Origin of the sequence: Gordonia sp. Swx-4 (assembly GCF_030316175.1) — a bacterium.
GTDB lineage: Bacteria > Actinomycetota > Actinomycetes > Mycobacteriales > Mycobacteriaceae > Gordonia > Gordonia alkanivorans.
The window spans coordinates 529,450-554,511 of sequence record NZ_CP128197.1 but is presented as its reverse complement, the minus strand read 5'-3'; the positions used below and the strand labels follow the sequence as shown (position 1 = coordinate 554,511).

Genomic DNA, 25,062 nt, shown 5'->3' with positions numbered 1-25,062 from the left:
CAACGACCGCTGAACTATCCGAGCAGACCGCCGAACAGGCCGCCGAGGCTGCCATTGCCCGCGTCCGGCGAGTCAGGGGACTTGCCGGTTCCGGTCACCTTGTAGACCTGCGCGAGGCCGCTGAACGTCAGACCCAAAAGCGAATCGGAAGAGCAATCCTGATAGATCACGTAGGACGTGTCGGCACGCCCGGATTTCCACGTGGCCGTGGCCGAACCGTTCGACGAGATCGACTTCTTGGTCCACACCACCTTCAGCGCGTCGGCCTCGACTTCCTGGCGCGCCGCGGCGAGAAGCGTATCGCTGACCCCGCCGGCGAGGTGGGTGTTCACCTTGGCGACTGCCAGGTTGACCTGCGTCTCCTTGCTCGCCTCGTGGACGGACAAATTGCACTTCACCGACGACGACGTGTTGTTGTTCACCTTCACCGTCAGCGTTCCATCACTGAGCGACTGGGTGTGGGTGAACGAGGCCGGAATCAACAGCAGCGCGGACGCGCCTCCCGATCCGGAGAATGTCATCGCGGCTGCCGCTGCCAGCCCGAATCCCGCCGTCGCCACCTTGGTGAATCGCATTGTGCACCTTTCCCAGCCCGAGATCCGCTGTGTTCCAATGCCCCCCCGAAGCACTTCACAACGAATTGATTACGCCGGGACATTAGCAGACCAAATCGAAGATTCGGAACGATTCTGTTTCCCCAGGTCAAGATGATGGCTCAATTTTGTTCTCGCGAGATTTATTGCGAATAATGTCTCACGAATTGGTTCAGATGACCCACTAACAATGCGGTTGGTGACATTCCTTCAATCGAACGAACAATTCAGCCGAGAGCCTGGTCGATCAGGGTTTCCGCAGCACTCCGCGCGTCACCGGCCGCCTGCGCAGTGCCGGCGATCGCCGCCGTCGTCTGGGCCCCCTCCGCCAGGATCGCCAGCTGAGCAGCCAGCTGCGACGGCCCGCCGAGCTCCTCGACCAGGCCGGCCACGTAGTCCTGGAATGCGCACTTCTGCTTGCGCACCGCCTCGACCACCGACGGCAACTCCCCGCCCAGCTCCCCATAGGCATTGATGAACGCGCACCCCCGGAACTCGTCGGTACCGAACCATTCGAGCAGGAAGTCGAAGATGGCCAGCAGCTTCTCCCGCGGCGTCGACAAACCTTCCGTGCGGGCGGCGACACCCGCATTCCATTGCCGGGTTCGATCGTCGAGGACCGCGAGGATCAGGGCCTCCTTGGAGGGGAACAGCGAGTAGATCTTCTTGAGCGAGACACCTGCGGCGTCACGGACCTTGTCCATCCCGACCGCATGCACCCCATAGGCGTTGAACAGTTCATCCGCGGCCCGAATGACCCGCTCTCGCGGGTCGACCGCGGTGTTCTCCGAAGCTGCCACGACGCACCATCCTCACCCGATTTCCTGGTTACCCCTTGCGTGGGGAACGATCGTTCTCTAGTGTAGCAACCAGCTCAGAGAACCTCCGTTCTCCGCAGCTCCGATCAGACCCCCTCGGGTCGCTGCAGAAGAGAGAAGTGATTGCCATGGGTTACATCAACGTCGGCACCGAGAACACCACCGACATAGAGCTGTACTACGAGGATCACGGGACCGGTCAGCCGGTCGTGCTGATCCACGGCTACCCGCTCGACGGCGCCAGCTGGGAGTTGCAGGCTCGCGAGCTGCTCGACGCCGGCCACCGGGTCATCACCTACGACCGTCGAGGTTTCGGCAAGTCGAGCAAGGTCGGCACCGGCTACCACTACGACACCCTCGCCGCGGACCTGAACACCGTGCTCGAGACCCTCGACCTGCGCGACGTGATCCTCGTCGGATTCTCGATGGGCACCGGCGAACTCGCACGCTACGCCGGAAAGTACGGGACCGAGCGGATCGCCAAGTTCGCATTCCTCGCAGCGCTCGAGCCGTTCCTGGTGAAGACCGACGACAACCCCGACGGCGTCGACGCCGCGGTCTTCGACGGCATCGCACAGGCCGCCAAGGAAAACCGGTACGCCTGGTTCACCCAGTTCTACAAGGACTTCTACAACCTCGACGACACCCTCGGGACGCGCATCACCCAGGAGGTCGTCGACGCCAACTGGATCACCGCTGTCGGCAGCGCACCGGTCGCGGCCTACGCCGTCGTCCCGACATGGATCGAGGACTTCCGCTCCGACGTTGCCGCAGTTCGTGATTCGGGGAAGCCGACGCTGATCCTGCACGGCACCGCCGACAACATCCTGCCGATCGACGCCACCGGCCGCCGCTTCCACGAGGCCGTTCCGGAGGCCGAGTACGTCGAGATCGAGGACGCTCCTCACGGCCTCCTGTGGACGCATGCCGCCGAGGTCAACGAAGCGCTGCTGCGGTTCGTGAGGAAATGAGCGCAACGCCCGACGGCCGTCGGGCGGGACCACCCGCCCGACGGCCGCTGCGTCGTGTCTGCCGCGTCGTCTCTACTTGGTCGTCTCGTCCCCTGATTCGACGGACGCAGGTTCGACGGACGCCGACTCGTCGGACGACTCGTCGGTGTCATCCGCGAGCGGGTCGTACCCGGGGACTCCTTCGAGGACGGTCAGTTCCTGGTCGATGGCAGCCGAGACGGCCCTGGCCTCTTCCTTGATCTTGCGGATGAAGTCCGACATCGCCTGCTCCCTTGCTCATCGGCTGCACGGCCATCGACCGTGCACCAATGATAGGGCGGGTCACTTCTTCAGGTCGGGGTTCTCCTCGTAGACCTCCTTGACGAGCGACATGTCGAAGATCTGCTCGGCCTTGATGGCGAAGCCGCCCTTGCCCAGGGCTTCGATGTTCTGCGCGATCAGTTCGTCGGTCATCGTGAGCAGGCCATTGGCCTTGGTGTCCGCGGAGACGACGAGGGTGTTCTGGGCAATGGCCTCCTTGGTCTGTTCGGCTTCGTCCAGACCGAGGTCCTTGCCGTACTTGGTGACCGCGAGCCGCGCCGACCCCGCCGGGTCGGCGACCGCGTCGTACCAACCCTTGATGTCCGCCTTGAGGAACGCCTTCACCTTGTCGCGCTCGTTGTCGATGGTGTCCTGCCGGACGACCAGGGTCTCGGCGACGAGCGGCAGGTTGAAGTCGGCGAACAGGAAGTTGGCATTCGGGAAGCCGCTTTCCTCCAAGGTGATCGGCTCGTTCGTCACATAGCTGACCCAGCCGTCGACCTCACCGTTCTTCAGCGGCGTCGGGTCGTACTGGACAGTGATCTTCTGGATGTCGGCCTCGGTCATGTTGTTGGCGGTGAGCAGCGCCTGGAAGACGTTCTCGTTGGTCGCCTGGACGCCGATCTTGCGGCCTTTCATGTCCTCGGGACCGAGGATGGGCTTGTCGGCCGACGACACGATGCAGAACGGGTTGCGCTGGAACGTCGCGGCGACGGTCATCAGCTTTGCGCCCTGCAGGATCACCGGCGCGGTCAGCTGCGGCGAGGACATTCCGATCCACACCTTGTTCGACGTCAGACCGTTCTCGACGCCCGTACCCGCACCACCGCCGGTGATCAGCTCGGGCGTGCCGAGACCTTCCTCCTCGAAGTAGCCGTTCTCGATGGCGAAGTACTCACCCGCGAACTCGATGTTCTTCTGCCACGACAGCTGCACCTTCGGGTTGGTCGAGCTCGTGCCCCCGCTCGCGGTACCGCCGGAACTGCACGCCGACAACGCGCCGGTCAGACCGAGGGCACCGGCGGCTGCGCCGCCCATCATCGAATAGCGGAGAAACGACCGACGGTCGAAGGAGTTGGCCATGTGAGAATTACCTTTCGCCAGAAGCAGATGCGGTCGAGCGTGCGCCCGACCTCAGTTGTGCTGCATTCCCATCTGTGACAGGACGACAGTCTCGATGACACCCACCACGGCGTAGATGACGATCGAAGCCACGGTGATGACGAGGACCGAGGCCCACAGCTCGTCGTAGGCCGCCGCGGGCAGGGCCCGCTGGAGTGACGCACCGAGGCCTTTGTTGGTCCCCAACCACTCGGCGACGGTTGCGCCGATGAGCGCGCCCGGCACCGAAACCTTGGCCGCGCCGAACAGCGACGGCACCGCCGACGGAATCGCAGAGCGGCGCAATGCCGTCCAGCGCCCGCCGCCGTACACACTGATCACATCGGTGATCTGACGCGGCGCATTCGACAGCCCGGTCATGATCATCACGAGCGCGGGGAAGAACACGACGATCCCGCCCATCACCGCGACCACCGCGACTCCCCGACCGACGATGACGGTGATCAGCGGTGTCATCGCGACCAGCGGCACCGACCGGAGGAGCATCGCGATCGGCATGAACGTCTGTGCCGCGGAACGGGACACGACAAAGATCGCCGCCGTGGCGATCGCCGCGAGCATACCGGCGACGAACCCGATTGCCGCGTCCTGCAGGGTGATCCAGAGGTTGCCGAAGATCTCGGCGCGGGCCGCCGGCGCGTCGGCGTCGACGAACAGGTAATCGAACACGTCGACAGGCGTGCGCCCGATGATCGGCCCGATGTCGGGGAAGGCCAGGAGGAACAACCACCAGATCACCAGGATCAGCGCGAACGACAGCAGCAGGGATCCGAGGAAACGTCCTGCCGCCCACAGACCACCGGTTCCGAAGCCCCCCGCCCTGAGAGTTCTCACCTCAGTGCTCATCGTCCCGCCGCCGTTCCGTTCGACCAGGCCGTCGCATACTTGGCGATCACCGCGACCACGGCGTAGCCGAGGCCGGCAATCGCCCCGCTGATCAGGGCGATGGCCCACACCTGCGGGATGTCGCCGCTCTGCTGGGCGATGATCATCGCCGGTCCGGCACCGGTTTCGGGCATCGCGAGGAACTCGCCGAGCACGGCACCCAGAACTGCGGCCGGAGCGGCGATCTTGATGGCGGCCAGGGTGTTCGGCAGTGCGGCGACGGATCTCACCCGCCACAGTTGCGCGAAGCGGCCGCCGCCGTAGACCTTGATGAGGTCGAGACTTCCCGAGTGCGGTGCGCGCAGACCCGACAACGTCCCGATCATCGTCGTGAAGAACACCGAGATGGCGGCGAGGAAGACGATCATCGTCGTCACCTCGGCGAAGGCCACCTGGATGATCGGCGCGACAGCGATGATCGGCGTGCAGTACGACAGGATCGCGAGCTGGGTGGCCAGTCCTTCCACCGGCGGAAACAGGATCACGGTGACGGCCAGGGCGATCGCAAGCCCGTTGCCCCAGAGGAATCCGCGGAATGCGAGTTCGACTGTCAGCGAGAAGTTGTCGACGTAATAGGTGGACCCGGTCTCGCCGATCTCGGCGAGCACCGACCACGGCGTCGGGATCGTTCCGCCGAACAGGTCCAACGCACCGGCGATCCACCACACCACGATGAGTCCGACGATCCCCCCGAGACCGGCCACCCATCGGACCGATCCGAATCTAGCCACTCACGCCCTCCGAAACAGGTTCGGGCGCTACGACTTCGGCCGGTTGCGCGGTCGCCCGCTTACCGAACAGGAGGCCGGAGAGGTGGTCGTGTATCGCGTGGAACTCGGGCGTGCGCATCATCTCCGGGATGCGGGGCCGCGGCAGATCGACGGGGACCACCTCCGCCACCGTGCCCGGCCGCGGACTCATGACCGCGACCACGTCGGACAAGAAGACCGCCTCGGCGATACCGTGCGTGACCATCAGCGTGGTCGCCGGCTTCTCGGTCCAGATGCGCAGCAGTTCGACGTTGAGCCGCTGCCGGGTCATGTCGTCGAGCGCGCCGAACGGTTCGTCGAGCAGCAGTGCGGTCGGTTTAACCACCAGAGCACGGGCGATCGAAACACGTTGGCGCATACCGCCGGAGAGCATCGCGGGCTTGGACTTCTCGAAGCCCTTGAGCCCGACCAGTTCGATCAGGTCGGCGACGAGGTCGTCGTCGGCCGGCATTCCCCCGACCTGCAGCGGCAGCTTGATGTTGGATTCGACCGAGCGCCACGGCAGCAACGCCGAATCCTGGAAGGCGATGCCCAGCTCATGATTTCGCTGGAGGTCCTGGGGCGATTGCCCGTTCATCAGCGCGGTCCCCGAGGTGGCGTCCTCGAGGCCGGCGAGGATACGCAGCACCGTCGACTTGCCGCAGCCCGACGGGCCGAGCAACGACAGGAAGGAACCCTCCGACGTGCTCAACGAGACGTCGGACAACGCGGTCACCGTCGAACTCCCGCGCAACGAACGAGAGGTGAACGTCTTGGTCAGTCCAGAGATGTTGATCCCCGTACCCAGGGGTCGTGTCATGACCGGAGACGTTAAAGGGCTCTTCCTGATTCAGAGTGCGTCGAGGTGTTGTGCGAGGCCGCCGGAGTGGATGAGTGACCGCAAGATGTAGTGGTTGAGGTTGCGGAAGCCCAACGCGATCCCGCGGAGGTGTTCCAGGCGGCCGTTGATCGCTTCGACGGGTCCGTTGGAGGCGCCGGTGTCGAAGTAGGCCAAGATCTCGGCACGCCGCGCCCATAATGATCGGCCGAGTTGGGCCAACTCTGCCAGCCCGGACGGAACGCCGGTATGAATCCGTTTGAGCAGCTTGTACATCGCGATCTTGCCGTCACGCTTGTTCTCCTGGCCGTAGGCGTTGATCAGCTCTTGGTAGATCGTGTAGGTGACCGAGACGGCCACGTGCTCCTCGTGAGCCTCCAACCCGCTACGTAGCCGGGCCTTCTGCTTGTCTGTCAGCAACGCGATCCGGGTCAGCAGTGGTCGGCGGATACCGTAGAGCGGATCACCCGTGCGGCCGCGGTGCCCACACGTATCGTGTTGCACGCGTTGACGACACACTGTGAGCTTCTCGGCGGCCAGATGGACCACGTGGAACGGGTCCATCACCGCCCGCGCCTTATCCAATGCCTCGGCGGTCGCGGTGCGATACCCGGTGAATCCGTCCATGGTGACCACCCGGATCCGGTCCCGAAAGGAGTCATCGCGGGCATCGAGCCAGTCCTTCAACGCCGCTTTGGACCGGCCGCCCACCATATCCAGCAAGCGCGCCGACCCGGTCCCATCCACAATCGGTGTGAGGTCGACCAGCACGGTCACGAAACTCGAATCACCATTGCCGCGAACATGTTTCCACTTGTGCTCATCAACACCGAGAACCCTGACACCGTCGAGTCGGCCAGGCGCCGAAGCCACCGTACGCGCCGCCTGCAACGCGAGGGCATTCACGGTGTTCCAGCCCAACCCGACCGACGCGGCGACCGCAGAGACGCTCATCTTGTCCAGAATCATCCGCCGAAGAATCCACGCGATCGTGCGGCGCGTCACCGCCGCGCGCGGCGCGACGATCGCCGAGATGTCGGCGCGAAAGATGCCCTGACCACACGCGCCGTTCTCGCAGGCGTAGCGCGGCACCCTCAGATGCAACCGGGTCGGATGGCCCACGATCGGTAGATCTGCCACCTCACGATCGACATGATCACGCAACCGACCCGCCCGCTCGCACCTCGGGCAGCTACTCTTCGGGGCCAAGACCTCGCAGAACAGGTGTGTGCGATCCTCGCCGTCGAGAGCGGCATCGGTGATCGTCACCCCGAGTTCGATCGTGCGGCAAATCGTGTCGGCAATGGCGCTACGCTGCAACGAGGGTCCTGTCGGTGTGAGTGATGAGGTGTAGGGGCTTTCATCTTCACACCACAGGACCCGCCCGCATCCCCGGCTCGCCGCCGCCGAACCCGACCTACATCTTGTGCCCGGTAGAACCCGTTCTACGCACCGTCAATCAGGAAGAGCCCGTTAAAGAGGCCGTGTTGCCGCCCGATTACCGTCGCGTAAGAGTCGCGACGTGCTCAGCCGGCGAACATCTGCGCGTAAGGAGCCGACAGCGCCGGATAGTAGGCATCCCAGTCCACCGCGTCGACGCCGCTGCCGGACTCGGCCGCGACGAGCCGGTCGAGGTAGTACTCCCACCCGGGACCGACGTTCTCGGCCATCTCGGGGCGTGAGAGCCCCTGCGCGAACGTGAGTGTGGTCGTACCGTCGGCCTCGGTGAGATCCAACTCCAGTCGCCACACGTCGTCGGCCCCGCCGTCGGGGTCCGGGCTCTTCGATTCGACGACGAGCCGGTTCGGCGGCTCGCATTCCAGAATGGCCATTCGCTCCGCCTCCGCGTCCTCGCCCTCGGCGGTCATCCGGAAGTCGACGTAACCGTGTGTCGGATCCCCATCCCAGGTCCCCACCCACCGTTCAAGCCGGGTCGGTTCGGTGATGGCTGCCCACACCGCGGCGACCGGCGCGTCGAAGGTGCGCTCGAGGACCACATAGGCAACCCCGTCGCGGATCTCCTGGCGCCCGGTGGCCGTCACTTCGGCTTTCATCCTGTCTCCTTCTGTTCGCCGGTCTGGATGCTCGGGTCGGCGAACTCCCGCACGGTGCGTCGAACCTCGAGGTCGAGGGCGTCGAGATGATGCTCGCCGAACGGCTGCGTTGCTCCCGACGCCAGTCCGTCCAGCCAGTCGCGTACCGGCGCCAGTCCCCCGGACACGAGTTCGTAGTGCCGTTCACGGCCATGGTCGACGGCCGCGACGACGCCGGCCTCGCCGAGGACCCGGAGGTGGCGCGAGATCGCCGGGCGGCTGATCGGATGTTCGGCCGCGAGATCGACGACGCGTGCGGGACGCTGCGCGAGACGTTCGACGAGCGCCCGACGAGTCGGGTCGGCGATCGCCTCGAATGCATCCACCCACTACTGGTAACACATCAGTTACCAATAGTGGGTGCTTTGCGAGACTGGGGAGGCCCCGCGATTGCTAGGCGTCGACCCTGCGCTTGAGCGCCAACCCGATCCGCGCGACCATGTCGTCGACCGCGAACTTGGGTTTGACGTTCATGTCCAGCGCCTCGCGGCAGTCGAGGACGGCCTCGACGCACGACAGCAGTTGCTCGGGGCGGGCGTAGCCGGCCAGGGGTATCGAGATGTCGTCGGACTTGTCGGGATGCATCGCGGTCACCTCGGCCCCGACCCCGACGACGAGCGCGTCGCGGAAGAGTGCGGCGAGGTCGACGAGGGCGCGGTCGAGGACATCGCGTCCGACGCGCGTGGCGCGCGACTTCTGACGCTTCTCGAGCTCCTTCAGCGCGCCCGCACTCCCGCGGGGCATCCGGGCGGTGCCCTTGCCGGTGCCGCCCGCACCGAGCGCGGTCCTCATCTCCTCGGTCTCGGCTTCGTCGAGTTCGGCACTGATCGCCTTGGCCGCGGCCTCCGCCGACCGCACCAGCTCCTCGGCCGCGGCGTACGCCGTCGAATCCCGGGAAGCGGCCCGAGCCAGCGAGAGCGCCTTCTCGCGCTGGGAACGGGCGTCGGGGTCGGTGGCGAGGCGGCGGGCGCGGCCGATGTGGCCGCCGCACACCGACGCCGCCCAGCGTGCCTGCTCGGGGTCGAGGCCGTCGCGTTCGATCAGGACGCGTTCGATGGCCGCGGGTGTCGGCGACACCAGCGCGACGTGCCGGCATCGCGATCGGAGGGTCACCGAGATGTCCTCCGGGTCCACCGACGGCGCGCACAGCAGGAACACGGTGCGGGGTGGCGGCTCCTCCACGACCTTCAGCAGCGCGTTCGCGGCCTGTTCGGTGAGGCGGTCGGCGTCCTCGACGATGACGATCTGCCAGCGGCCGGTTCCGGGGCGTCGGGCGGCGGCCTGCACGATGTCGCGCATCGCACCGACCGCCAGACTCAGACCCTCGGGCACGACGTGCCGGACGTCGGCGTGGGTTTTGGCCATCACCGTCACACAGGCACGGCACTCGCCGCACCCGACGTTCGCCGACTCGGGCGACTGACACTGCAGGGCGGCGGCGAAACACGTCGCGGCCACCGAGCGACCGCTTCCGGGCGGCCCGGTGAAGAGCCAGGAATGCGTCATCGATGCGCGTGACCACCCCGCGTCGACGCCCGGGATCTCGTCGTCGGGCACGAACAGGCCTTCGCTGCTGCCGGCGTCGAGCTGCTGCGCGAGGACCCGCGCAGCACGCGCGGCGGCACGCAGATCGTCCGCGATCGCCTCTTGGCCGGTCAGCCGATCAAAGACATTGGTCACAACGACACCCTAAACCGCAGTTCGGACACGCCAACGGGGCGGAACCGTGTTTAACGATTGCAAGCAGACAGCTACCGTAGTCTCCGTGGTTGAACAGCGGTCGCGATGGTCCAAGGTCCTGCACCTTGGCCGATGGCTGATTCATACGCCGTGGCCGATCCTCGCGCTCGACATGCTCCGCGCGAACCTCGTCGGCGCGCTGTTCACCTTCGCCTTCCTCCGCTTCGGGATGCCGCTCCAGGACTCGATCAGCCTCGACGAGATCACCGCCCTGAACCAGGCGATCTTCGCGGGCTACCTGTTGATCGCGATGGTCATCGGCGGCTACGCCAGCATCCAGCTGTCGCTACCCGTCCTCGTGTGGCATCGCCGACGCACCCGGCTCGACAACGAGGCCGCCCGACGCCGCGCCCTCGCCCTGCCGACGCTGCTGACCGTCGTCAACGCCGCACTGTGGGTGGTGGGCGGTACCCTCTTCACCCTCGTCAACCTGACCGTGTCATCCAAGAACGCCTTCATCGTCGCCATCGCGAGCGCCATCGGTGCGATGGTCACCTGCGCGCTGAGCTACATGCAGGCCGAGAAGGTCATGCGGCCGATCACCGTCGCCGCGATGGCCAACAACCCCAACCACGCGATCGCCCCCAGCGTCACCACCCGCATCACCGCGTTCTGGGTGATCAGCGTCGTCGCACCGATGGTCGTGATCATCGGTCTCATCGTGCTGCACCGGCTGGGCATCTTCGAAGGCGACTCGACCGGGCTGGAACGTCCGATCCTGTGGATGGCGGTGTCGGCTCTCGCGTTCAGCGTCATCGCGATCGTCCGTGTGGTGGCCGCGATCAACGACCCGATCAAACAGCTGCGTCGCGCCCAGTCGAAGGTCAGTGACGGCGACCTCAACGTCGCGGTGAAGATCTACGACGGCAGCGACCTCGGCCTGCTTCAGGCCGGCTTCAACGACATGGTCGCCGACCTGCGCGAACGACAGGAACTACGCAACCTGTTCGGCCGCTACGTCGGCGAGGACGTCGCCCGACGCGCCATCGAGACCGGCACCGAGCTGGGCGGCGAGGAACGCTACGTCGGTGTGCTCTTCGTCGACATCGTCGGTTCGACGCGCCTGGCCGTGAACCGCCCGCCGCGCGAGATCGTCGAGCTGCTCAACGAGTTCTTCCGGGTGGTCGTGGCCGTCGTCGGACGCCACGGCGGCTTCGTCAACAAGTTCCAGGGTGATGCGGCGCTCGCGATCTTCGGCGCCCCCCTCGACCTCGACGACTTCGCCGGCCGCGCGCTGGCCTCCGCGCGTGAGCTACGGGCCGAGCTGTACCAGACCCTCGGTGACACCGACATCGGCATCGGTGTCTCCGCCGGCAAGGCGATCGCCGGGCACATCGGCGCCGAGCAGCGCCTCGAGTACACCGTCATCGGCGACCCGGTGAACGAGGCCGCGCGCCTCACCGAACTCGCGAAGGACGAGCCCACCCGCGTGCTCGGTTCGGCCCGTGCCGTGTTCCTGGCCTCGCACGAAGAGGCCGAGCACTGGGAGATCGGTGAAGGCGTCGAACTCCGCGGCCGCGGGATCGAGACCCTCCTCGCCCGCCCGCACATGGAGCCCTACCGCAGGGACTGAGCGGCCCCCGAGGTCGACTCACCAGGGCCCTTCAAGACTCGTCGCTCGCGCTCCTCGCACCTCAAGCAGCGGCTGGGGCCCGCTAATCCTCCGACGACTCCGTCGTCTTCTTCGCGGCCGTCTTCTTGGCCGCGGTCTTTTTGGCGGTCGTCTTCTTGGCGGCAGCCTTCTTCGCGGTCTTCTTGGCGGCCGTCTTCTTCGCAGCCTTCTTTGCCGGGGCCTTCTTGGCGGCCTTCTTCGCCGCCTTCTTGGCCGGGCCGCGAGCGCGACGATCGGCGAGGAGTTCCATCGCGCGCTCCGGCGTGATCGAGTCGACCTCGTCGCCCTTGCGCAGGCTCGCGTTGGTTTCGCCGTCGGTCACGTACGGACCGAAGCGGCCATCCTTGATGACCATCGGCTTGCCGCTGACCTCGTCGTCCTTGCCCAGTTCACGCAGCGGCGGCGCAGCCGCCTGCCGTCCACGACGCTTGGGCTCGGAGTAGATCTTCAGGGCCTCGTCGAGGGTGATCTCGAAGAGCTGTTCCTCACTGCCGAGGGACCGCGAATCCGAGCCCTTCTTCAGGTAAGGACCGTAGCGCCCGTTCTGCGCGGTGATCTCGTCGCCGGACTCCGGGTCGACGCCGACGACGCGCGGCAGCGACAGCAGCTTCAGAGCCTCGTCGAGGGTGACCGTCGAGATGTCCATCGACTTGAACAGCGAACCGGTGCGCGGCTTGGGACCGGCCTTCTTCGCCGCCTTCTTGGCGACCTTCTTCGCCGCCGGCTTGGTCTTGGTGGTGGTGCCGCCGCCCGGGGAATCGAGCGGGACCACATCGGCGTCGCCGGCGTCGCTGCCGCCGGTGCCGGGAGATCCGCCGTCGCGCGGCGTCGGACCCGCGGGGATGGTGATCGGGGCTTCGCCGTCGTCGTCATCGTCGTCGGCGGGCAGGATCTCGGTCACGTACGGACCGAAACGCCCTTCCTTGGCGACGATCTCGTGGCCGGTCAGCGGGTCGACGCCCAGCGAGCGACCCTCCTGCGGCGTCGAGAACAGCTTCTCCGCGATCTCCAGCGTCAGCTCGTCCGGCGTGATGTCGGCGGGCAGGTTGGCGCGCTGCAGATCGGGTTCGGCATCGGCGTCGGTCTTCTTGTTCGCGTTGAGGTCACGCTCGAGGTACGGACCGAAGCGGCCGACGCGCACATAGATCGGCCGGCCCTCTTCGTCGTCGAACAAGCGGATCGAGTTGACCTGGCGGGCGTCGATCTCCTCGAGGTTGACGCCGACGAGCTTCTTGAGTCCGCCGTACTGGGCGATCGCCGAGTGCGCCGAGCGTGCCTCGGCGTCGCCGGACCGCTCGTCGCCGAAGTAGAACTCCGACAGCCACTTCGTCCGGTTCTCGTTGCCGGTGGCGATCTGGTCGAGATCGTCTTCCAGGGTCGCGGTGAAGTCGTAGTCGACGAGACTCTCGAAGTACGCCTCGAGAAGTCCCACCACCGCGAAGGCGATCCACGACGGGACGAGGGCGTTGCCCTTCTTCACGACGTAACCGCGATCCTGGATGGTGCCGATGATCGAGGCGTAGGTCGACGGACGGCCGATGCCCAGCTCTTCGAGCACCTTGACCAGCGACGCCTCGGTGAAGCGGGCCGGCGGGTTGGTCGAGTGACCGTCGGCGGTGAGCTCGGTCGCGGTGAGCGACTGCCCCTCGGTCAGCTGCGGCAGGCGGTTCTCGGCGTCGTCGGCCTGGCCACCGGTCTGCTCGTCGACGGTTTCCACGTAGGCCGACAGGAAGCCGGGGAACGTGATGGTGCGGCCCGACGAGGCGAACGTCGCGCGCTCCCCGGACGACGCGGTGCCCGCGATCCGCAGGCTCAGCGTGGTGCCCTTGGCGTCGGCCATCTGCGAGGCGACGGTGCGCTGCCAGATGAGCTCGTACAGGCGGAACTCGTCGGCCTCGAGCTGGCCGGCGACCTGGCCGGGAGTCCGGAACGTCTCGCCCGCGGGACGGATCGCCTCGTGGGCCTCCTGGGCGTTCTTGACCTTGCGGGTGTACTGACGCGGCGTCGGGTGGACGAAGTTGTCGCCGTACAGCTCGCGTGCCTGGGCGCGGGCGGCGTTGATCGCCGACTCGCTCAGGCTCGTCGAGTCGGTACGCATGTAGGTGATGAAGCCGTTCTCATACAGCCGCTGCGCGATGCGCATGGTGCGGTCGGAGGTGAAGCGCAGCTTACGACCGGCCTCCTGCTGCAGCGTCGACGTCATGAACGGCGCATACGGGCGACGGGTGTAGGGCTTCTCCTCGACCGACGTCACCGTCATGGCGGCGCCGCGAAGGCCTGCAGCCAGGCTCTCGGCACGGTCGGCGTTGAGCACGACGACCCCGTCGGGCTTCTTCAGTTCACCGGTCGCCTCGAAGTCGCGACCGGTGGCGACACGGGCGTCGTCGACGTTGACCAGGCGGGCCTTGAACGTCGAGGGGCTGGCCTCGGCGCCGGCGTCCATGGTCGCGGCGATGTCCCAGTACTCGGCGGACACGAACGCCATGCGCTCACGTTCACGCTCGACGATGATGCGCGTCGCGACGGACTGCACGCGGCCCGCCGACAGCTTCGGCATGACCTTCTTCCACAGCACCGGAGACACCTCGTAGCCGTAGAGGCGGTCGAGGATGCGTCGGGTCTCCTGGGCATCGACCAGGTCGATGTCGAGATCACGCGGGTTCTCGGCGGCCGCGCGGATCGCGGGTTCGGTGATCTCGTGGAACACCATCCGCTTGACCGGGATCTTCGGTTTGAGCGTCTCGAGGAGATGCCAGGCGATGGCCTCCCCCTCGCGGTCACCGTCCGTGGCGAGGTAGAGCTCGTCGACGTCCTTCATCAGCGACTTCAGCTCACTGACGGTGGTCTTCTTGTCCGGCGAGACGACGTAGAGCGGCTCGAAGTTGTCGTCGACGTTCACCCCGAGGCGCGCCCAGGGCTGGCCCTTGTACTTGGCGGGGACGTCGGCGGCGCCGCGCGGCAGGTCGCGAATGTGGCCGCGGGACGACTCCACCACGTAGTTGGAGCCGAGGTAACCGGCGATCTTGCGCGCCTTTGTAGGGGACTCGACGATCACGAGTCGTCGGATTCCCCCACTAGAGCGGGATGCGGTGCTGGTCTCGGCCACCGGGGCGTCCTTCGGTTGACTGGGTGGAGAACCACCTGCATGTCTGAACAGGTGTGTTCGATGGGTTTGTACCTTATGTATAGCGCCGTTTGCACATCCGAATTCCTTGTGACGCTGTCAGATGTGACCCATACCGCGCTTTCGGTCAGCGTTTTCCCAGGTCAGAACGATCTAGAAGAGATCGCTAATGTATGTCCGCAGGTGGCCAATCCGGCACCGCCGCTGCATTCGGCGGCGGACCCACGTATTCGTGCAGACGAACGAGACGACGGTGGCCGGCGATGCGAAGTGCAGGTGAATGACCCCGCGTGCCGACCAGGGTGGGCGCGATCCCGACCCTCATCAGTGCGGTGGCGAGTGCCGCGTGGGTGTCGGGGGCGTGCGGGTCGAGACCGAGTTGGTAGCGGCCTTCGTCGGAGTGGCCGGAGGCGATCACCCAGAGCCGCAGCGCACGGTATGACGGAATCCAGCCGGTGGGCATCGCCTTGACCGCGCCTGCCGACCATGCCAGGTGAAGCGCGTCGAGTTCATGACACGCCGCGGTGCGGGCCAACGGGGTGCCCTCATCGGAGGTGGTGACCTCGGCGTCGAGACCGGAGGCCCGCATCTCCTCGACGATCTGCTCCGCGCGCCAGCGATCGCGGACGACGATCGAGACCCGCGTACCGGAGTCCGAACGGACGGCCTGACCGTGCGCCGCGAGCAGGCCCGCGAGATCGGAGTACGCGGGCTCCTCTGTCTCCGCGGAGAAGAACGACAACTGGCCCACAAGCCGAGATTAGGTGGTCCGGGTCCCCGAAACCGGTCTTTCCCGCGGCGGTTCGCGCCGCCGCTTCAGCGGCCCCCGGAAAACAAACCGCTCCCGTCTCGACTGAACGAGACGGGAGCGGTTGTCGGCAAGCTGCGTATGCAGTTGCGCAGGTGGTCTCAGACGGCGCGAACGCCGGTGGCCTGCGGGCCCTTGGTGCCCTGGCCGACCTCGAACTCCACCCGCTGGTTCTCCTCGAGGGTGCGGAAACCGGCTCCCTGGATTTCGGAGTAGTGGACGAACACGTCGTCGGAGCCCTCGTCAGGCGCGATGAAGCCGAAGCCCTTTTCCGCGTTGAACCACTTCACAGTTCCCTGTGCCATGTCTTGCAATCCTTTACATATCAACTGTCGCGACACGATGGGTCATCGCGTCGTGGCCGGTTGACCGCCATACCTCAAAGAGCCCCGCGAAGATCTGCTTCGATCCGCCAAACTAACCTCAGTACCACGGCTGCAACACGCTTGTCGCCCGCCTCGACGGGTTGCGAAAGCTGCGGCCGCACCCAGTCAATCATGTCCGGCCCACTTGCGATAGTCACATCAACCAAGATGAGCAAAAACCTCGCCAAACTTCAGCAGCACGACATCCATCGGTAACATCCCGACCTTCCCAGACCTCCCGCGCCGACACCACTTTGAAGAGTTTCCACCATAAAATGCAGTACTCCACATTCGGGACAGATCTCCTCGCAAGGTCCCTCGCAGGCACCGACCCCGACGAGTCCCCACTCACGCACCTGTCGGTAATCCCGTCGCGCCCTGCATCTTTCGCCGAGTGGCCGGAATGGGTGCCCACAGCACTCCTCGACGCGTACGCGGACAACGGAATAGAACGCGTCTGGACACACCAGGCCCGGGCCGCCGACGAAGCATTCCGCGGTAATCATGTCGCCATCTGCACGGGAACCGCATCGGGTAAATCACTGTCTTACCAGATGCCAATTCTTTCGACTCTGTTGAATGAAAAGAATTCGACAGCGTTATATCTCGCGCCGACGAAAGCGTTGGGCGCGGACCAGATCCGGGCGGTCTCCTCGATCATCGCCGGGCGGCCGGAGTTCGGGCACCTGCAGCCCTGCGCCTACGACGGCGACACCGACCCCGAGATCCGGCAGTGGGCGCGCGTGCACTCACGGTGGATATTCACCAACCCCGACATGCTGCACATCGGCATCCTCTCGCATCACGCCCGGTGGCGTCAGTTCTTCCGGCATCTTCGCTTCATCGTCGTCGACGAATGCCACCACTACCGTGGCGTCTTCGGCTCCCACACCGCACTCGTCATGCGCAGGCTCCTCCGGATCGCCCGTGCGGCCGGCGCGAATCCGACGGTGATCGGTGCCAGCGCGACGGTCGCGCAACCCGCGGAGGCATTGGGCCGCTTGATCGGTGAGCCCGCGGTCGCGGTGACCGAGGACAGCTCGCCGCGCGGTGAGCGCACCGTCGCATTGTGGGAGCCGGACTTCCTGCCGGCGGTGACCGGGGAGAACGGCGCGCCGGTCCGACGCTCCGCCGGCGCCGAATCTGCACGGTTACTCGCGGATTTCGTGGTCGAGGGTGCGCGGACACTGTGTTTCGCGCGCAGTCGGCGGGGCGTCGAACTGACGGCACTGTCGGCGCGGAACCTGTTGTCGCAGAGTGCGCCCGAACTCGAGTCGAGGATCGGGGCCTACCGTGCGGGCTATCTCGCCGATGACCGGCGCAAGCTCGAGAAGGCGATCTCCGACGGCGAGCTGCTCGGTGTCGCGACCACCAACGCACTCGAATTGGGCGTCGACATCAGCGGATTGGACGCTGTCATCGTCAGCGGCTACCCCGGGACGGTCGCGTCGTTCTGGCAGCAGGCGGGTCGGGCCGGACGCCAACGGGAGTCCGGGGACTCGCTGGTGGTCCTGGTCGCCCGCGACGACCCACTCGACACATTCCTGGTGCACCATCCCGACTCGCTCCTCGGCAAGCCGGTCGAGGCCACCGTCACCGACCCGGCCAACCCGTACATCCTCGGGCCGCATCTGTTGTGCGCCGCCGCAGAGAAGCCGCTCTCGGACACCGAGATAGACGCCTGGGATGCGCGGCCGGTGGCCGAGGACCTGGCCACGGAAGGCCTGCTGCGCAGACGGAAGTCGGGTTGGTACGTCGCCGCCGGCGTCGAACCGCACGCCGAGATCGACATCCGGGGCGGGATCGGCGGGCAGGTGTTGATCGTCGACACCACGACCTCGCAGGTCCTGGGCACCGTCGACACCGGGCGCGCGATGTCGACGGTGCACCCCGGCGCGGTGCACATCCACCAGGGCGAGACGTACCTCGTCGATGAACTAGACCTCGACGACGGCCTGGCGCTCGCACATCCCGAGGACCCCGACTGGACCACGTCGGCACGCGAGACCACCGACATCTCGATCACCTCCGTCATCGAGAGCCGTGAGTTCGGTCCGCTGACCGTGGCCTTCGTCGAGGTCGACGTGACGCATCAGGTAGTCGGTTACCTGCGGACACTGCGGACCGGTGAGGTGCTCGACGCCGTCGAACTCGACATGCCCGAGCAGACCCTGCATACCCGGGCGGTCATGTACACGCTCACACCGGAGGTGCTGGCCGAGGCCGGAATCGACGACACGAGGCTGCCCGGTTCCCTGCACGCGGCCGAGCATGCGGCGATCGGACTCCTCCCCCTCGTCGCGACGTGCGACCGATGGGACATCGGCGGCGTCTCCACCGACCTCCATCCCGACACCGGATTGCCGACCGTTTTCGTCTACGACGGGTACATGGGCGGGGCGGGTTTCGCCGAGCGCGGGCACTCTGCCTTCCTCACCTGGATCAACGCCACCCGGGACGCCGTCGCGAGCTGCGGATGCGAGAGCGGCTGCCCGTCGTGTGTGCAGAGCCCCAAGTGTGGCAACGGCAATGATCCGTTGGACAAAGATGGCGCAGTGACCGTCCTCGAACTGTTGTCTCGGCAATACTTGGCTCATGCATGACGAGGCATCCGATCGGGGGATCGGAACGAAGCGGCTGGTGTCCCGGCCCTCGCGCGCCTTCTTCCTGCTTGCCCGGCCCACCCAGGACACCGACAACCTGCCGGCCTCCATCGGCGAACGCGACGTGTTCTTCTCCGAGGAGGCGGCACTCGATGCCCTCGACCTGCACTACGGGTGGTGCGCGGCCCGGTCGGGCGGCTTCACCCCGGTGGTGACCACCGCCCAGTGGTACCTGCAAGCCGCGATGATCGGCCCGAGGATCACGCCGTCGCTCGGCGAGGTGTACCTGGCGTCGTCCGACGCGCAGTCCGGCGAAACCTGGGCTGCTGCAGGCGGGTTCCTGACCGAGGGCGAACTGATCCACTGGTCGTCGTTCGTGCGGGCGGTTCGACCGTGGATCCCGCTGAACACCGGGACCGAAGCCTTCGAACTCGCCTACCGCGGCGACACGGACGTTCACTTTCACCAATTGTGGTTCGCCCCTATGCAATCGGTACGGGTGTATCCGAAACGGATCGTCGTCGACGAGGACAGTCGCGGGTAGCTCGACACCGCTACTCGACCGGACCGGCCCGCGCGGACGCCGTGGCCGCCCGGACGCCGAAGGTGCCCAGGTCGACCGGGACCCGCACCGACACGAGCACGTCCTCACCGTCCGTTCGGCACGCGACCACCTCGACCGAAGGCCGTTGTGCCGTCGCCACTGCACGCGCAGCGGTGCAGGGTTCGGACTCCCCCGCCACGTGATCTGCGGCTGCGGCCAGCGCGGACAGGTCAGCTGCCGACTGAGCGCGGTGACGGGCGAGCACGGCCGCGCCGACGTAGATGACCATGACGAGAACTGCCGCGAGAGCGGCGATCGCGAACGCACCCAGCACCGTCGCATTGCCATGGTCATCTGCGACGAGACCGCGGACGGCCCTCACGGTTCGACGCCGGGCGCGAAGACCACCTGATCCTCGCCTCGCGGTTCCTTGGCGGCCACGGCCTGTGCCGACATCGTGAGGCCCGGCAACAACGCCACCGAGGTGCGCACCTGCGCGACGACACGTTTCCCCTGGACCGACACCAACACCACGGCCCGATCCCCCGCCATCCGCTTCGCGACCTCGCGCGCCGAATCGTCACCCGCTGCCGTCAGCCGTGCCGCCTCCCGCGCAGCGTCGGTACAACGGATCTGGGCCGTCACGCCACCGATCGCTCCGACGGCGAGCAGCACCGCGACCACGATCGCAGCGACCGCGTATGCCGCCTCGACCGTCACCATCCCCGCCTCATCCCGACCGATCTCCGCAATCCGAATCCTCAGCGCACGCAAGCACATCAGCCCACCGAGGTGTTGAGAGCCTTCCCGATGATGCCGGTCAGCGCACTCACGATGTTGTCCCCGGTGATCACCGTGTAGAGGATCGCCCCGAACGCCGCGGCCGCAATTGTGCCGATCGCGTATTCCGCCGTGGACATGCCGTCCTCGTCGGTGATCAGCCGCGTGGCGTGCGCACCTGCACGATCGATGAGACGAGAAAGGTTGTGGGTCATGGGTTCTCCTGTCGGGACGAGCGACCTTCGAGTTCTGCACTACTTGGACGCATCAAAGCCCCGCTGGGATCCATCGAGTTTTCGACTCCGCACCCCTCGAGGGGTGGGTTTGCGAGCGGACACCTCAGGCGGACGACCAGACGCCGAGCTCGTTACCGCTCGGGTCGGTGAAGTGAAACCGTCGGCCGCCCGGAAAGTCGTAGGGACCGTCGACGATCTGACCTCCCGCCGCACGCACCTTCTCGACCGTTGCGTCGAGGTCATCGGAGTACAGCAGGACCAGCGGGCCTCCCCGGGTGGGCGCCGAGTCGCCGAGCGCGAGGCCGCCCGCCTCCGGCGACCCTGCCCCTCCCGGCCCGACGATTCCCGAGTAACCGGGTCCGTAGTCGTTGAACTCCCAGCCGAACGCGCCCGAATAGAAGGTCCGCGCCGCAGCCATGTCCGTGACGGTGAGCTCGACGTAGTCGATCGCATGGTGTCGGTGTCCGGTCTCAGCCATGTCTCCAGTGTGCTCGTGGGCACCGACAGTTCGTGAGCACTTCCGCGCTCGCAGTCAAAACGCGCCGAGCACCGTCGACGCCAGACCGACCACTACCGGGACGATCCCGAGACAGATGAACGCAGGCAGGAAGCACAGCCCGAGCGGACCACTGATCGCCACTCCGGCGCGCTCGGCCGCGGCCAGCGCATCGTCATGAGCGCGGCGTCGAACATCGTCCGCCAGTTCCGCGAGTCCGCCCGCCAGTGACGAACCGGCTCGGGCCGAGCGTCTGGCCAGCGCCGCGAGGGCTTCGAGATGGTCGTCGGCCGACCTCTTCGCCTCCGATGAATCCTCGAGCAGCGCCGCCCATGCGGTGTCCGGGTCGGCACCGAGTTGCAGCAGGTCAGCGACACGCGCGAGCGGCCGGGCGAGCGACGGCGGGGCACGGCCGGCAACGACCGCCGCGGCGACACCCACCGGCAACCCGGCCCGGAGGCACACGGCGAACAGATCGAAGGCGGATGCCACGGCGAACGGATCCTCCCGCGGTGGACCCGCACCCAGCCATCTCGGCGAGCGGTCGGGGCCCGGCGGAGGGTCGACGACCCGGTACAGCCGCCAGCGCGGCGCGGGCCAGACCAGCAACCCCGCGGCCAAGGACGCCATCGCGATCGCCACCCCGGTCAACGGGCCAGCACTTTCCCGGTGATGCGTTCCGACCACGCGACTCCGGCGGCGGCCAAGACGGTTCCGACCATCAGCAGGACGCCGCCGAGACCACCGCCGAGGAGTACCTGGATCGGCCCGGCGCCGGTCGCCTGGCCCAGTGCAATACCGAGCAGGGGCAGACCGGCCAGCACCATCGCCGTCGCACGCGGCCCCGACAGGCCGGCACGTGTGCGGTCGGCGAATCCGCGGCGCGACCGCAGATCGGACCGCAACGCCGCCAGCGTGTCCACCATCGGCAGGCCGTACTGTTCGGCGGTCTGCCAGGCCACTCCGATCCGATGCCACGACGCCGCCCCCGACGCGTCCTCCGAACCCGGTGTCGGCTCCGGATCTGCGATCGCCGACCCACCGAGCGACGCTCGCGACGCCATCGCCTCGAGCCCATCGGCGATCTCCGAACAGCCACGACCACCGTCGGCCGTGCGCCGCCGGAGCTCGGCGACCGCAACCTCGCAGGCGTGCACCGGGGGCGCGCCGACCGAAAGTTCCGAGATCATCAGGGACAGCGCCAGCAGCAGGTCGTCCAACCGACGATCGAACCTCTTCTCCGCCTGTCGACGTCGTCGAATCCACATCACGAGCGCCACGACGATGCCCGCCGCAACCGCGGCCGAGAGCCCACCGAGCACCAAGGCCGCCACCGGTGCACCCGCGGCGAGAAACGCCATCCGATTCGACGATCGGGTGACGCGCGGCCTCCCCACGACGATCTGCAGGCGCTGCCAGGCCCGCGGCGGCGACCACAACAGGACACCGAACCCGAGGGCCACCAGGACCGGGGCCACCAGGACCGGGGCCATCGGCGGAATCCCGGACATCATGCCGACAGCCGGCGCGGACCAGCGGAGGTCCCGGGGTCGTCAGCGGACCGACCGCCGGGCGGTCGATGTCTGGCGAGCATCGTGTCGAAGAACGGTCGATGGTCGGTGAAACCACTGTCTCGCAACCAGATCGGCACGATGTCGACTCGCCCGTCAGGAGCACGCCGTACGACGCCGATCTCGACGAGCCCACGTGAACCGTCCGCTCGGCGCGCGACACCGAGCACCATCTGCAGGGCCGCGCCCAACTGGCTGTGCAACGCATCGCGACCCATCCCGCCCAGCGCGGCAAGGGCTTCCATCCGCGCCGGCACCTCGGAGGTCGAGTTGGCGTGCACGGTCCCGGCGCTGCCGTCGTGTCCGGTGTTGAGTGCGGTGAGCAGGTCGATCACCTCGGCGCCTCGCACCTCCCCGACGACGATCCGGTCGGGCCGCATGCGCAGCGCCTGCCGCACCAGCGCACGCACCGGAACCTCGCCCACGCCTTCGACATTCGCCGCGCGTGCCACGAGTCGAACCACTTGGGGATGGCGGGGCGCGAGCTCGAGGGCGTCCTCGACACACACGAGCCGCTCACGAGTGTTCATCTCGCCGATCAGCGCGTTCAGCAGCGTCGTTTTTCCGGAGCCCGTGCCGCCGATGACCAGGAAGGAGAAGCGGTGTCGGAGGATGTCACCGATGATCCCGACCACCTCTGCCGGGATGGCGCCGCCGGCGATCAGACTCGGCAGGTCCTTCGACGCTGCACGCAGCACCCGCAACGATATACAGGTGCCGTCGGCGGCGAGCGGCGGAATGATCGCGTGTAGTCGCACCGTGTATCCGCGCCGGCCGACGTCGGACAGCTGGCCGTCGACCCACGGTTGCGCGTCGTCGAGGCGACGTCCGGCGCTCAGCGCGAGACGTCCCGCCAGGCGCCGGACCGATGCCTCGTCGGGAAAGCGGATCGTCGCCGGCTCGAGTCCGCGTCCGCGGTCCACCCATACGTCGTCGGGACCGGCTACGAGGATGTCGGCGATGTCTGGTTCGGCGAGCAGTGCCTCCAGCTTTCCGGCGCCGGTGAGCTCCGTTTGAAGGAAACGGAGTGCCGCGAGGAGGTCGGTGTCGCCCAGGACACCGCCGGCCTCGGCACGGATCGCCTCGGCGATCACCGCCGGGCTCGGTTCCGCGGCATCTGAGGCCAGCCGAGACCGGACGCGTTCGAGCAGCTCGTCGTCAGTTCGATCGACTGTCACGCCGCTCTCCCCTGTCCTGCCACCCTCGAGTGGACGGCTTGGGCCGCACGTCCGAGCGGACTGCGGGGTCGGACGCGGAGCGGTCCACCCTCCAGCCGGACCGGAAGACGCGGGTCAGGCCGATACGCGGCGATCAAGGGGACCCCGATCGCGTCGGCGACCTGCGCGGGCCGCAGACCACCCGGTGACGGACCCCGGACCACGAGTTCGACGGAGACCTCGTCACCGATGAGCCGGCCGACCACCCGACGTGCCGCGGCGCAGCCACCGACCGACGGGGCGGAGACCAGCACGACGAGATCCGCCGAAGCGATCGCTGTACGGACGACCGGGGTGTCGGCGCGCGGAAGGTCGACCACCACAAGATCTCCGTGGGCCTGACCTGCGTCGATGACCGCGGCCACCGCGTCAGAGCCCGGCGCCCGCGTGGGGAGACGTTCCGAGGTCAACACCGCGAGACCACTCCCGGCACGTGGCAGGGCGTGGTGCAACGCCGTGCCACCGACGACGCCTCCGTCCAGCGACAGGTCCTGCCAGCGCAAGCCCGGGCGCTGCTCGATCCCGAGCAGCAGGTCGGCACCGGGCGCGACGTCGTCGAGATCGAGGAGCAGGGTGGACGATCCGTTCCCGACGCTGGTGAGAGCCACCGCCGCGGCCAGCGTCGATGCGCCGGCTCCACCATGTGCGCCGATCACCGCGAGGACACCCGCGGGCCGGCGGCGAGGTACGCGGACGTCGGTCAACGATCTGACCAGGCGATTCTCGTCAGACGGCAGCGCGGCCGCGTCGGTGGCCCCGAGGTCCATCGCCATCCGCCAGGTGTCGGCTCGCGGTTCCTCCGCACTGACGAGGATCAGACCGTCGCGACGCGGTGGATGTATCAGAGTGAGGACGGCGATCGCCGCCGGATCGGCCACCACGGCGCGGCTGGTGAGCCATTCACGGCGACAGTCGTCGGGCCGGGCGGCGACGGTGCGATATCCGGCGGCCGCCGCGCAGCGCGCGACGTCGTCATACAGATCCGGGTCGACGAGAACGAGCAGATCATCGGGCATGGCGTCGATGATGAGGCGGAGAAGGTCCCTCAGGAGCCCGCTCGCGGCCTCTGTGGACATCGTCGGCGGGCTGTGGAAAGAATCCACAGGACAATGGCCGAGCAGACTACAACTGGCAGTGAACGAATGTCCGCAAAGGCGGAGGCTGCCCCTAGATAGAAGACAACCCCGGCCAGGGGGGAGGAGGCCGGGGTTGTCGCGTTTCAGCCCCGGGGGGTCGGGCTGAAAGGCGCCGGTATCAGAACCGGGTACCGACGACTATACACACGGCTTCTAATTCTTTGCAAGTACAACAATCGTTCTTCGCAAATGTCCGTTCTGATCCTCGGGAGACCGACGAGGCTTATACACAGCGCTCCAGCTAACACATTTTCTCAAGGAAACTTGCAGTTGGTGAATCTCGGACATCCGGGCCGTCCGCCGGGGTTGCGGACGACCCCGAAGGTCGGATCGTCATGACGAACCCGGAACCCATCGGGACCCCGAGACCCGCGTCGCGACACGCCGGCCACCGCACGCCGCGCGCCGGACAGCACCGTCTCGGATCGCGAATACCCTGCCCCGCAGTACTTCCCGTCGAT

At 67.0% G+C, this 25,062-nt stretch carries 26 protein-coding genes; 4 read left to right on the top strand and 22 right to left on the bottom strand.

The genetic code is table 11. From position 1 onward, the window contains the following. Positions 1–14 precede the first annotated feature (14 nt). Both PWF70_RS02505 and PWF70_RS02500 read right to left on the bottom strand, forming a co-directional pair. Complete coding sequence (locus PWF70_RS02505) at positions 15–575, bottom strand: hypothetical protein (RefSeq protein ID WP_035754752.1); 561 nt, start codon at positions 573–575, stop codon at positions 15–17. Positions 576–820: 245 nt separating this feature from the next. Then, positions 821–1,393, bottom strand: a complete 573-nt coding sequence (locus PWF70_RS02500) for a TetR/AcrR family transcriptional regulator (protein WP_035754750.1) — start codon at positions 1,391–1,393, stop codon at positions 821–823. A gap of 146 nt (positions 1,394–1,539) precedes the next feature. On the opposite strand from PWF70_RS02500, the gene PWF70_RS02495 reads away from it, so the two are divergent. Then, a complete protein-coding gene (locus tag PWF70_RS02495) occupies positions 1,540–2,382 on the top strand; it encodes an alpha/beta fold hydrolase (RefSeq protein WP_035754784.1) in 843 nt (280 codons plus the stop codon). 72 nt (positions 2,383–2,454) lie between these two features. Here the strand turns inward: PWF70_RS02495 and PWF70_RS02490 are convergent, their stop codons facing one another. From PWF70_RS02490 to PWF70_RS02450, 9 genes are all read right to left on the bottom strand, one after another. Continuing rightward, complete coding sequence (locus tag PWF70_RS02490; RefSeq protein ID WP_006359057.1) at positions 2,455–2,643, bottom strand: hypothetical protein; 189 nt, start codon at positions 2,641–2,643, stop codon at positions 2,455–2,457. A gap of 60 nt (positions 2,644–2,703) precedes the next feature. Beyond that, entirely contained in the window at positions 2,704–3,765 is a 1,062-nt protein-coding gene (locus PWF70_RS02485) for an ABC transporter substrate-binding protein (RefSeq protein ID WP_006359056.1), read from the bottom strand. Positions 3,766–3,816: 51 nt separating this feature from the next. Beyond that, positions 3,817–4,650, bottom strand: coding sequence for an ABC transporter permease (locus PWF70_RS02480; protein WP_006359055.1), 834 nt, complete (start codon positions 4,648–4,650; stop codon positions 3,817–3,819). Continuing rightward, complete coding sequence (locus tag PWF70_RS02475; RefSeq protein WP_035754748.1) at positions 4,647–5,420, bottom strand: ABC transporter permease; 774 nt, start codon at positions 5,418–5,420, stop codon at positions 4,647–4,649. The genes PWF70_RS02480 and PWF70_RS02475 overlap by 4 nt, the downstream gene beginning before the upstream one ends. Then, on the bottom strand, positions 5,413–6,258 hold the full coding sequence (locus PWF70_RS02470; RefSeq protein ID WP_155224966.1) for an ABC transporter ATP-binding protein: 846 nt from the start codon (positions 6,256–6,258) through the stop codon (positions 5,413–5,415). The genes PWF70_RS02475 and PWF70_RS02470 overlap by 8 nt, the downstream gene beginning before the upstream one ends. A 30-nt stretch (positions 6,259–6,288) precedes the next feature. Then, entirely contained in the window at positions 6,289–7,596 is a 1,308-nt protein-coding gene (locus PWF70_RS02465; RefSeq protein ID WP_155225270.1) for an ISL3 family transposase, read from the bottom strand. 206 nt (positions 7,597–7,802) lie between these two features. After that, complete coding sequence (locus tag PWF70_RS02460) at positions 7,803–8,330, bottom strand: SRPBCC family protein (RefSeq protein WP_127961829.1); 528 nt, start codon at positions 8,328–8,330, stop codon at positions 7,803–7,805. Further along, a complete protein-coding gene (locus tag PWF70_RS02455; protein WP_155224965.1) occupies positions 8,327–8,695 on the bottom strand; it encodes an ArsR/SmtB family transcription factor in 369 nt (122 codons plus the stop codon). The genes PWF70_RS02460 and PWF70_RS02455 overlap by 4 nt, the downstream gene beginning before the upstream one ends. A 67-nt stretch (positions 8,696–8,762) precedes the next feature. Further along, the gene (locus tag PWF70_RS02450) at positions 8,763–10,049 is read right to left on the bottom strand and encodes a DNA polymerase III subunit delta' (RefSeq protein WP_075863593.1); all 1,287 of its coding nucleotides are present in this window, start codon (positions 10,047–10,049) and stop codon (positions 8,763–8,765) included. A gap of 172 nt (positions 10,050–10,221) precedes the next feature. On the opposite strand from PWF70_RS02450, the gene PWF70_RS02445 reads away from it, so the two are divergent. Next, positions 10,222–11,682, top strand: a complete 1,461-nt coding sequence (locus PWF70_RS02445) for an adenylate/guanylate cyclase domain-containing protein (protein WP_075863648.1) — start codon at positions 10,222–10,224, stop codon at positions 11,680–11,682. Positions 11,683–11,764: 82 nt separating this feature from the next. Here the strand turns inward: PWF70_RS02445 and topA are convergent, their stop codons facing one another. From topA to PWF70_RS02430, 3 genes are all read right to left on the bottom strand, one after another. Beyond that, positions 11,765–14,827 carry a type I DNA topoisomerase gene (gene topA, locus PWF70_RS02440; RefSeq protein ID WP_006359050.1) on the bottom strand — a complete coding sequence of 1,021 codons (3,063 nt, stop codon included), beginning with the start codon at positions 14,825–14,827 and terminating at the stop codon, positions 11,765–11,767. A gap of 184 nt (positions 14,828–15,011) precedes the next feature. Next, positions 15,012–15,596: a hypothetical protein gene (locus tag PWF70_RS02435; protein ID WP_006359049.1), complete on the bottom strand. Its 585-nt coding sequence runs from the start codon at positions 15,594–15,596 to the stop codon at positions 15,012–15,014. 158 nt (positions 15,597–15,754) lie between these two features. Then, the gene (locus PWF70_RS02430) at positions 15,755–15,958 is read right to left on the bottom strand and encodes a cold-shock protein (RefSeq protein ID WP_006359048.1); all 204 of its coding nucleotides are present in this window, start codon (positions 15,956–15,958) and stop codon (positions 15,755–15,757) included. 335 nt (positions 15,959–16,293) lie between these two features. Between PWF70_RS02430 and PWF70_RS02425 the strand changes: the two genes are divergently transcribed. Together PWF70_RS02425 and PWF70_RS02420 are read left to right on the top strand one after the other, a co-directional pair. Continuing rightward, positions 16,294–18,621 carry a DEAD/DEAH box helicase gene (locus tag PWF70_RS02425; RefSeq protein WP_035754739.1) on the top strand — a complete coding sequence of 776 codons (2,328 nt, stop codon included), beginning with the start codon at positions 16,294–16,296 and terminating at the stop codon, positions 18,619–18,621. Next, complete coding sequence (locus tag PWF70_RS02420) at positions 18,614–19,165, top strand: hypothetical protein (RefSeq protein ID WP_006359046.1); 552 nt, start codon at positions 18,614–18,616, stop codon at positions 19,163–19,165. Before PWF70_RS02425 ends, PWF70_RS02420 begins: the two co-directional genes overlap by 8 nt. 10 nt (positions 19,166–19,175) lie before the next feature. On the opposite strand, the gene PWF70_RS02415 is transcribed toward PWF70_RS02420, so the two are convergent. From PWF70_RS02415 to ssd, 8 genes are all read right to left on the bottom strand, one after another. After that, positions 19,176–19,547 (bottom strand): Rv3654c family TadE-like protein, encoded by a 372-nt coding sequence (locus PWF70_RS02415; RefSeq protein WP_035754737.1) that lies wholly within the window; start codon positions 19,545–19,547, stop codon positions 19,176–19,178. Next, positions 19,544–19,945, bottom strand: coding sequence for a TadE family type IV pilus minor pilin (locus tag PWF70_RS02410; RefSeq protein ID WP_006359043.1), 402 nt, complete (start codon positions 19,943–19,945; stop codon positions 19,544–19,546). The genes PWF70_RS02415 and PWF70_RS02410 overlap by 4 nt, the downstream gene beginning before the upstream one ends. After that, positions 19,945–20,160 (bottom strand): DUF4244 domain-containing protein, encoded by a 216-nt coding sequence (locus PWF70_RS02405; protein WP_006359042.1) that lies wholly within the window; start codon positions 20,158–20,160, stop codon positions 19,945–19,947. Before PWF70_RS02405 ends, PWF70_RS02410 begins: the two co-directional genes overlap by 1 nt. A 124-nt stretch (positions 20,161–20,284) precedes the next feature. Continuing rightward, positions 20,285–20,659, bottom strand: coding sequence for a VOC family protein (locus PWF70_RS02400; protein WP_035754735.1), 375 nt, complete (start codon positions 20,657–20,659; stop codon positions 20,285–20,287). A 54-nt stretch (positions 20,660–20,713) separates the two neighbouring features. Continuing rightward, positions 20,714–21,328, bottom strand: a complete 615-nt coding sequence (locus PWF70_RS02395; protein WP_006359040.1) for a type II secretion system F family protein — start codon at positions 21,326–21,328, stop codon at positions 20,714–20,716. Then, on the bottom strand, positions 21,325–22,191 hold the full coding sequence (locus tag PWF70_RS02390; RefSeq protein ID WP_035754733.1) for a type II secretion system F family protein: 867 nt from the start codon (positions 22,189–22,191) through the stop codon (positions 21,325–21,327). The genes PWF70_RS02395 and PWF70_RS02390 overlap by 4 nt, the downstream gene beginning before the upstream one ends. Beyond that, on the bottom strand, positions 22,188–23,426 hold the full coding sequence (locus tag PWF70_RS02385; RefSeq protein ID WP_006359038.1) for a TadA family conjugal transfer-associated ATPase: 1,239 nt from the start codon (positions 23,424–23,426) through the stop codon (positions 22,188–22,190). Before PWF70_RS02385 ends, PWF70_RS02390 begins: the two co-directional genes overlap by 4 nt. Further along, positions 23,423–24,481 carry a septum site-determining protein Ssd gene (gene ssd, locus PWF70_RS02380; protein WP_035754779.1) on the bottom strand — a complete coding sequence of 353 codons (1,059 nt, stop codon included), beginning with the start codon at positions 24,479–24,481 and terminating at the stop codon, positions 23,423–23,425. The genes PWF70_RS02385 and ssd overlap by 4 nt, the downstream gene beginning before the upstream one ends. Positions 24,482–25,062: the final 581 nt, after the last annotated feature.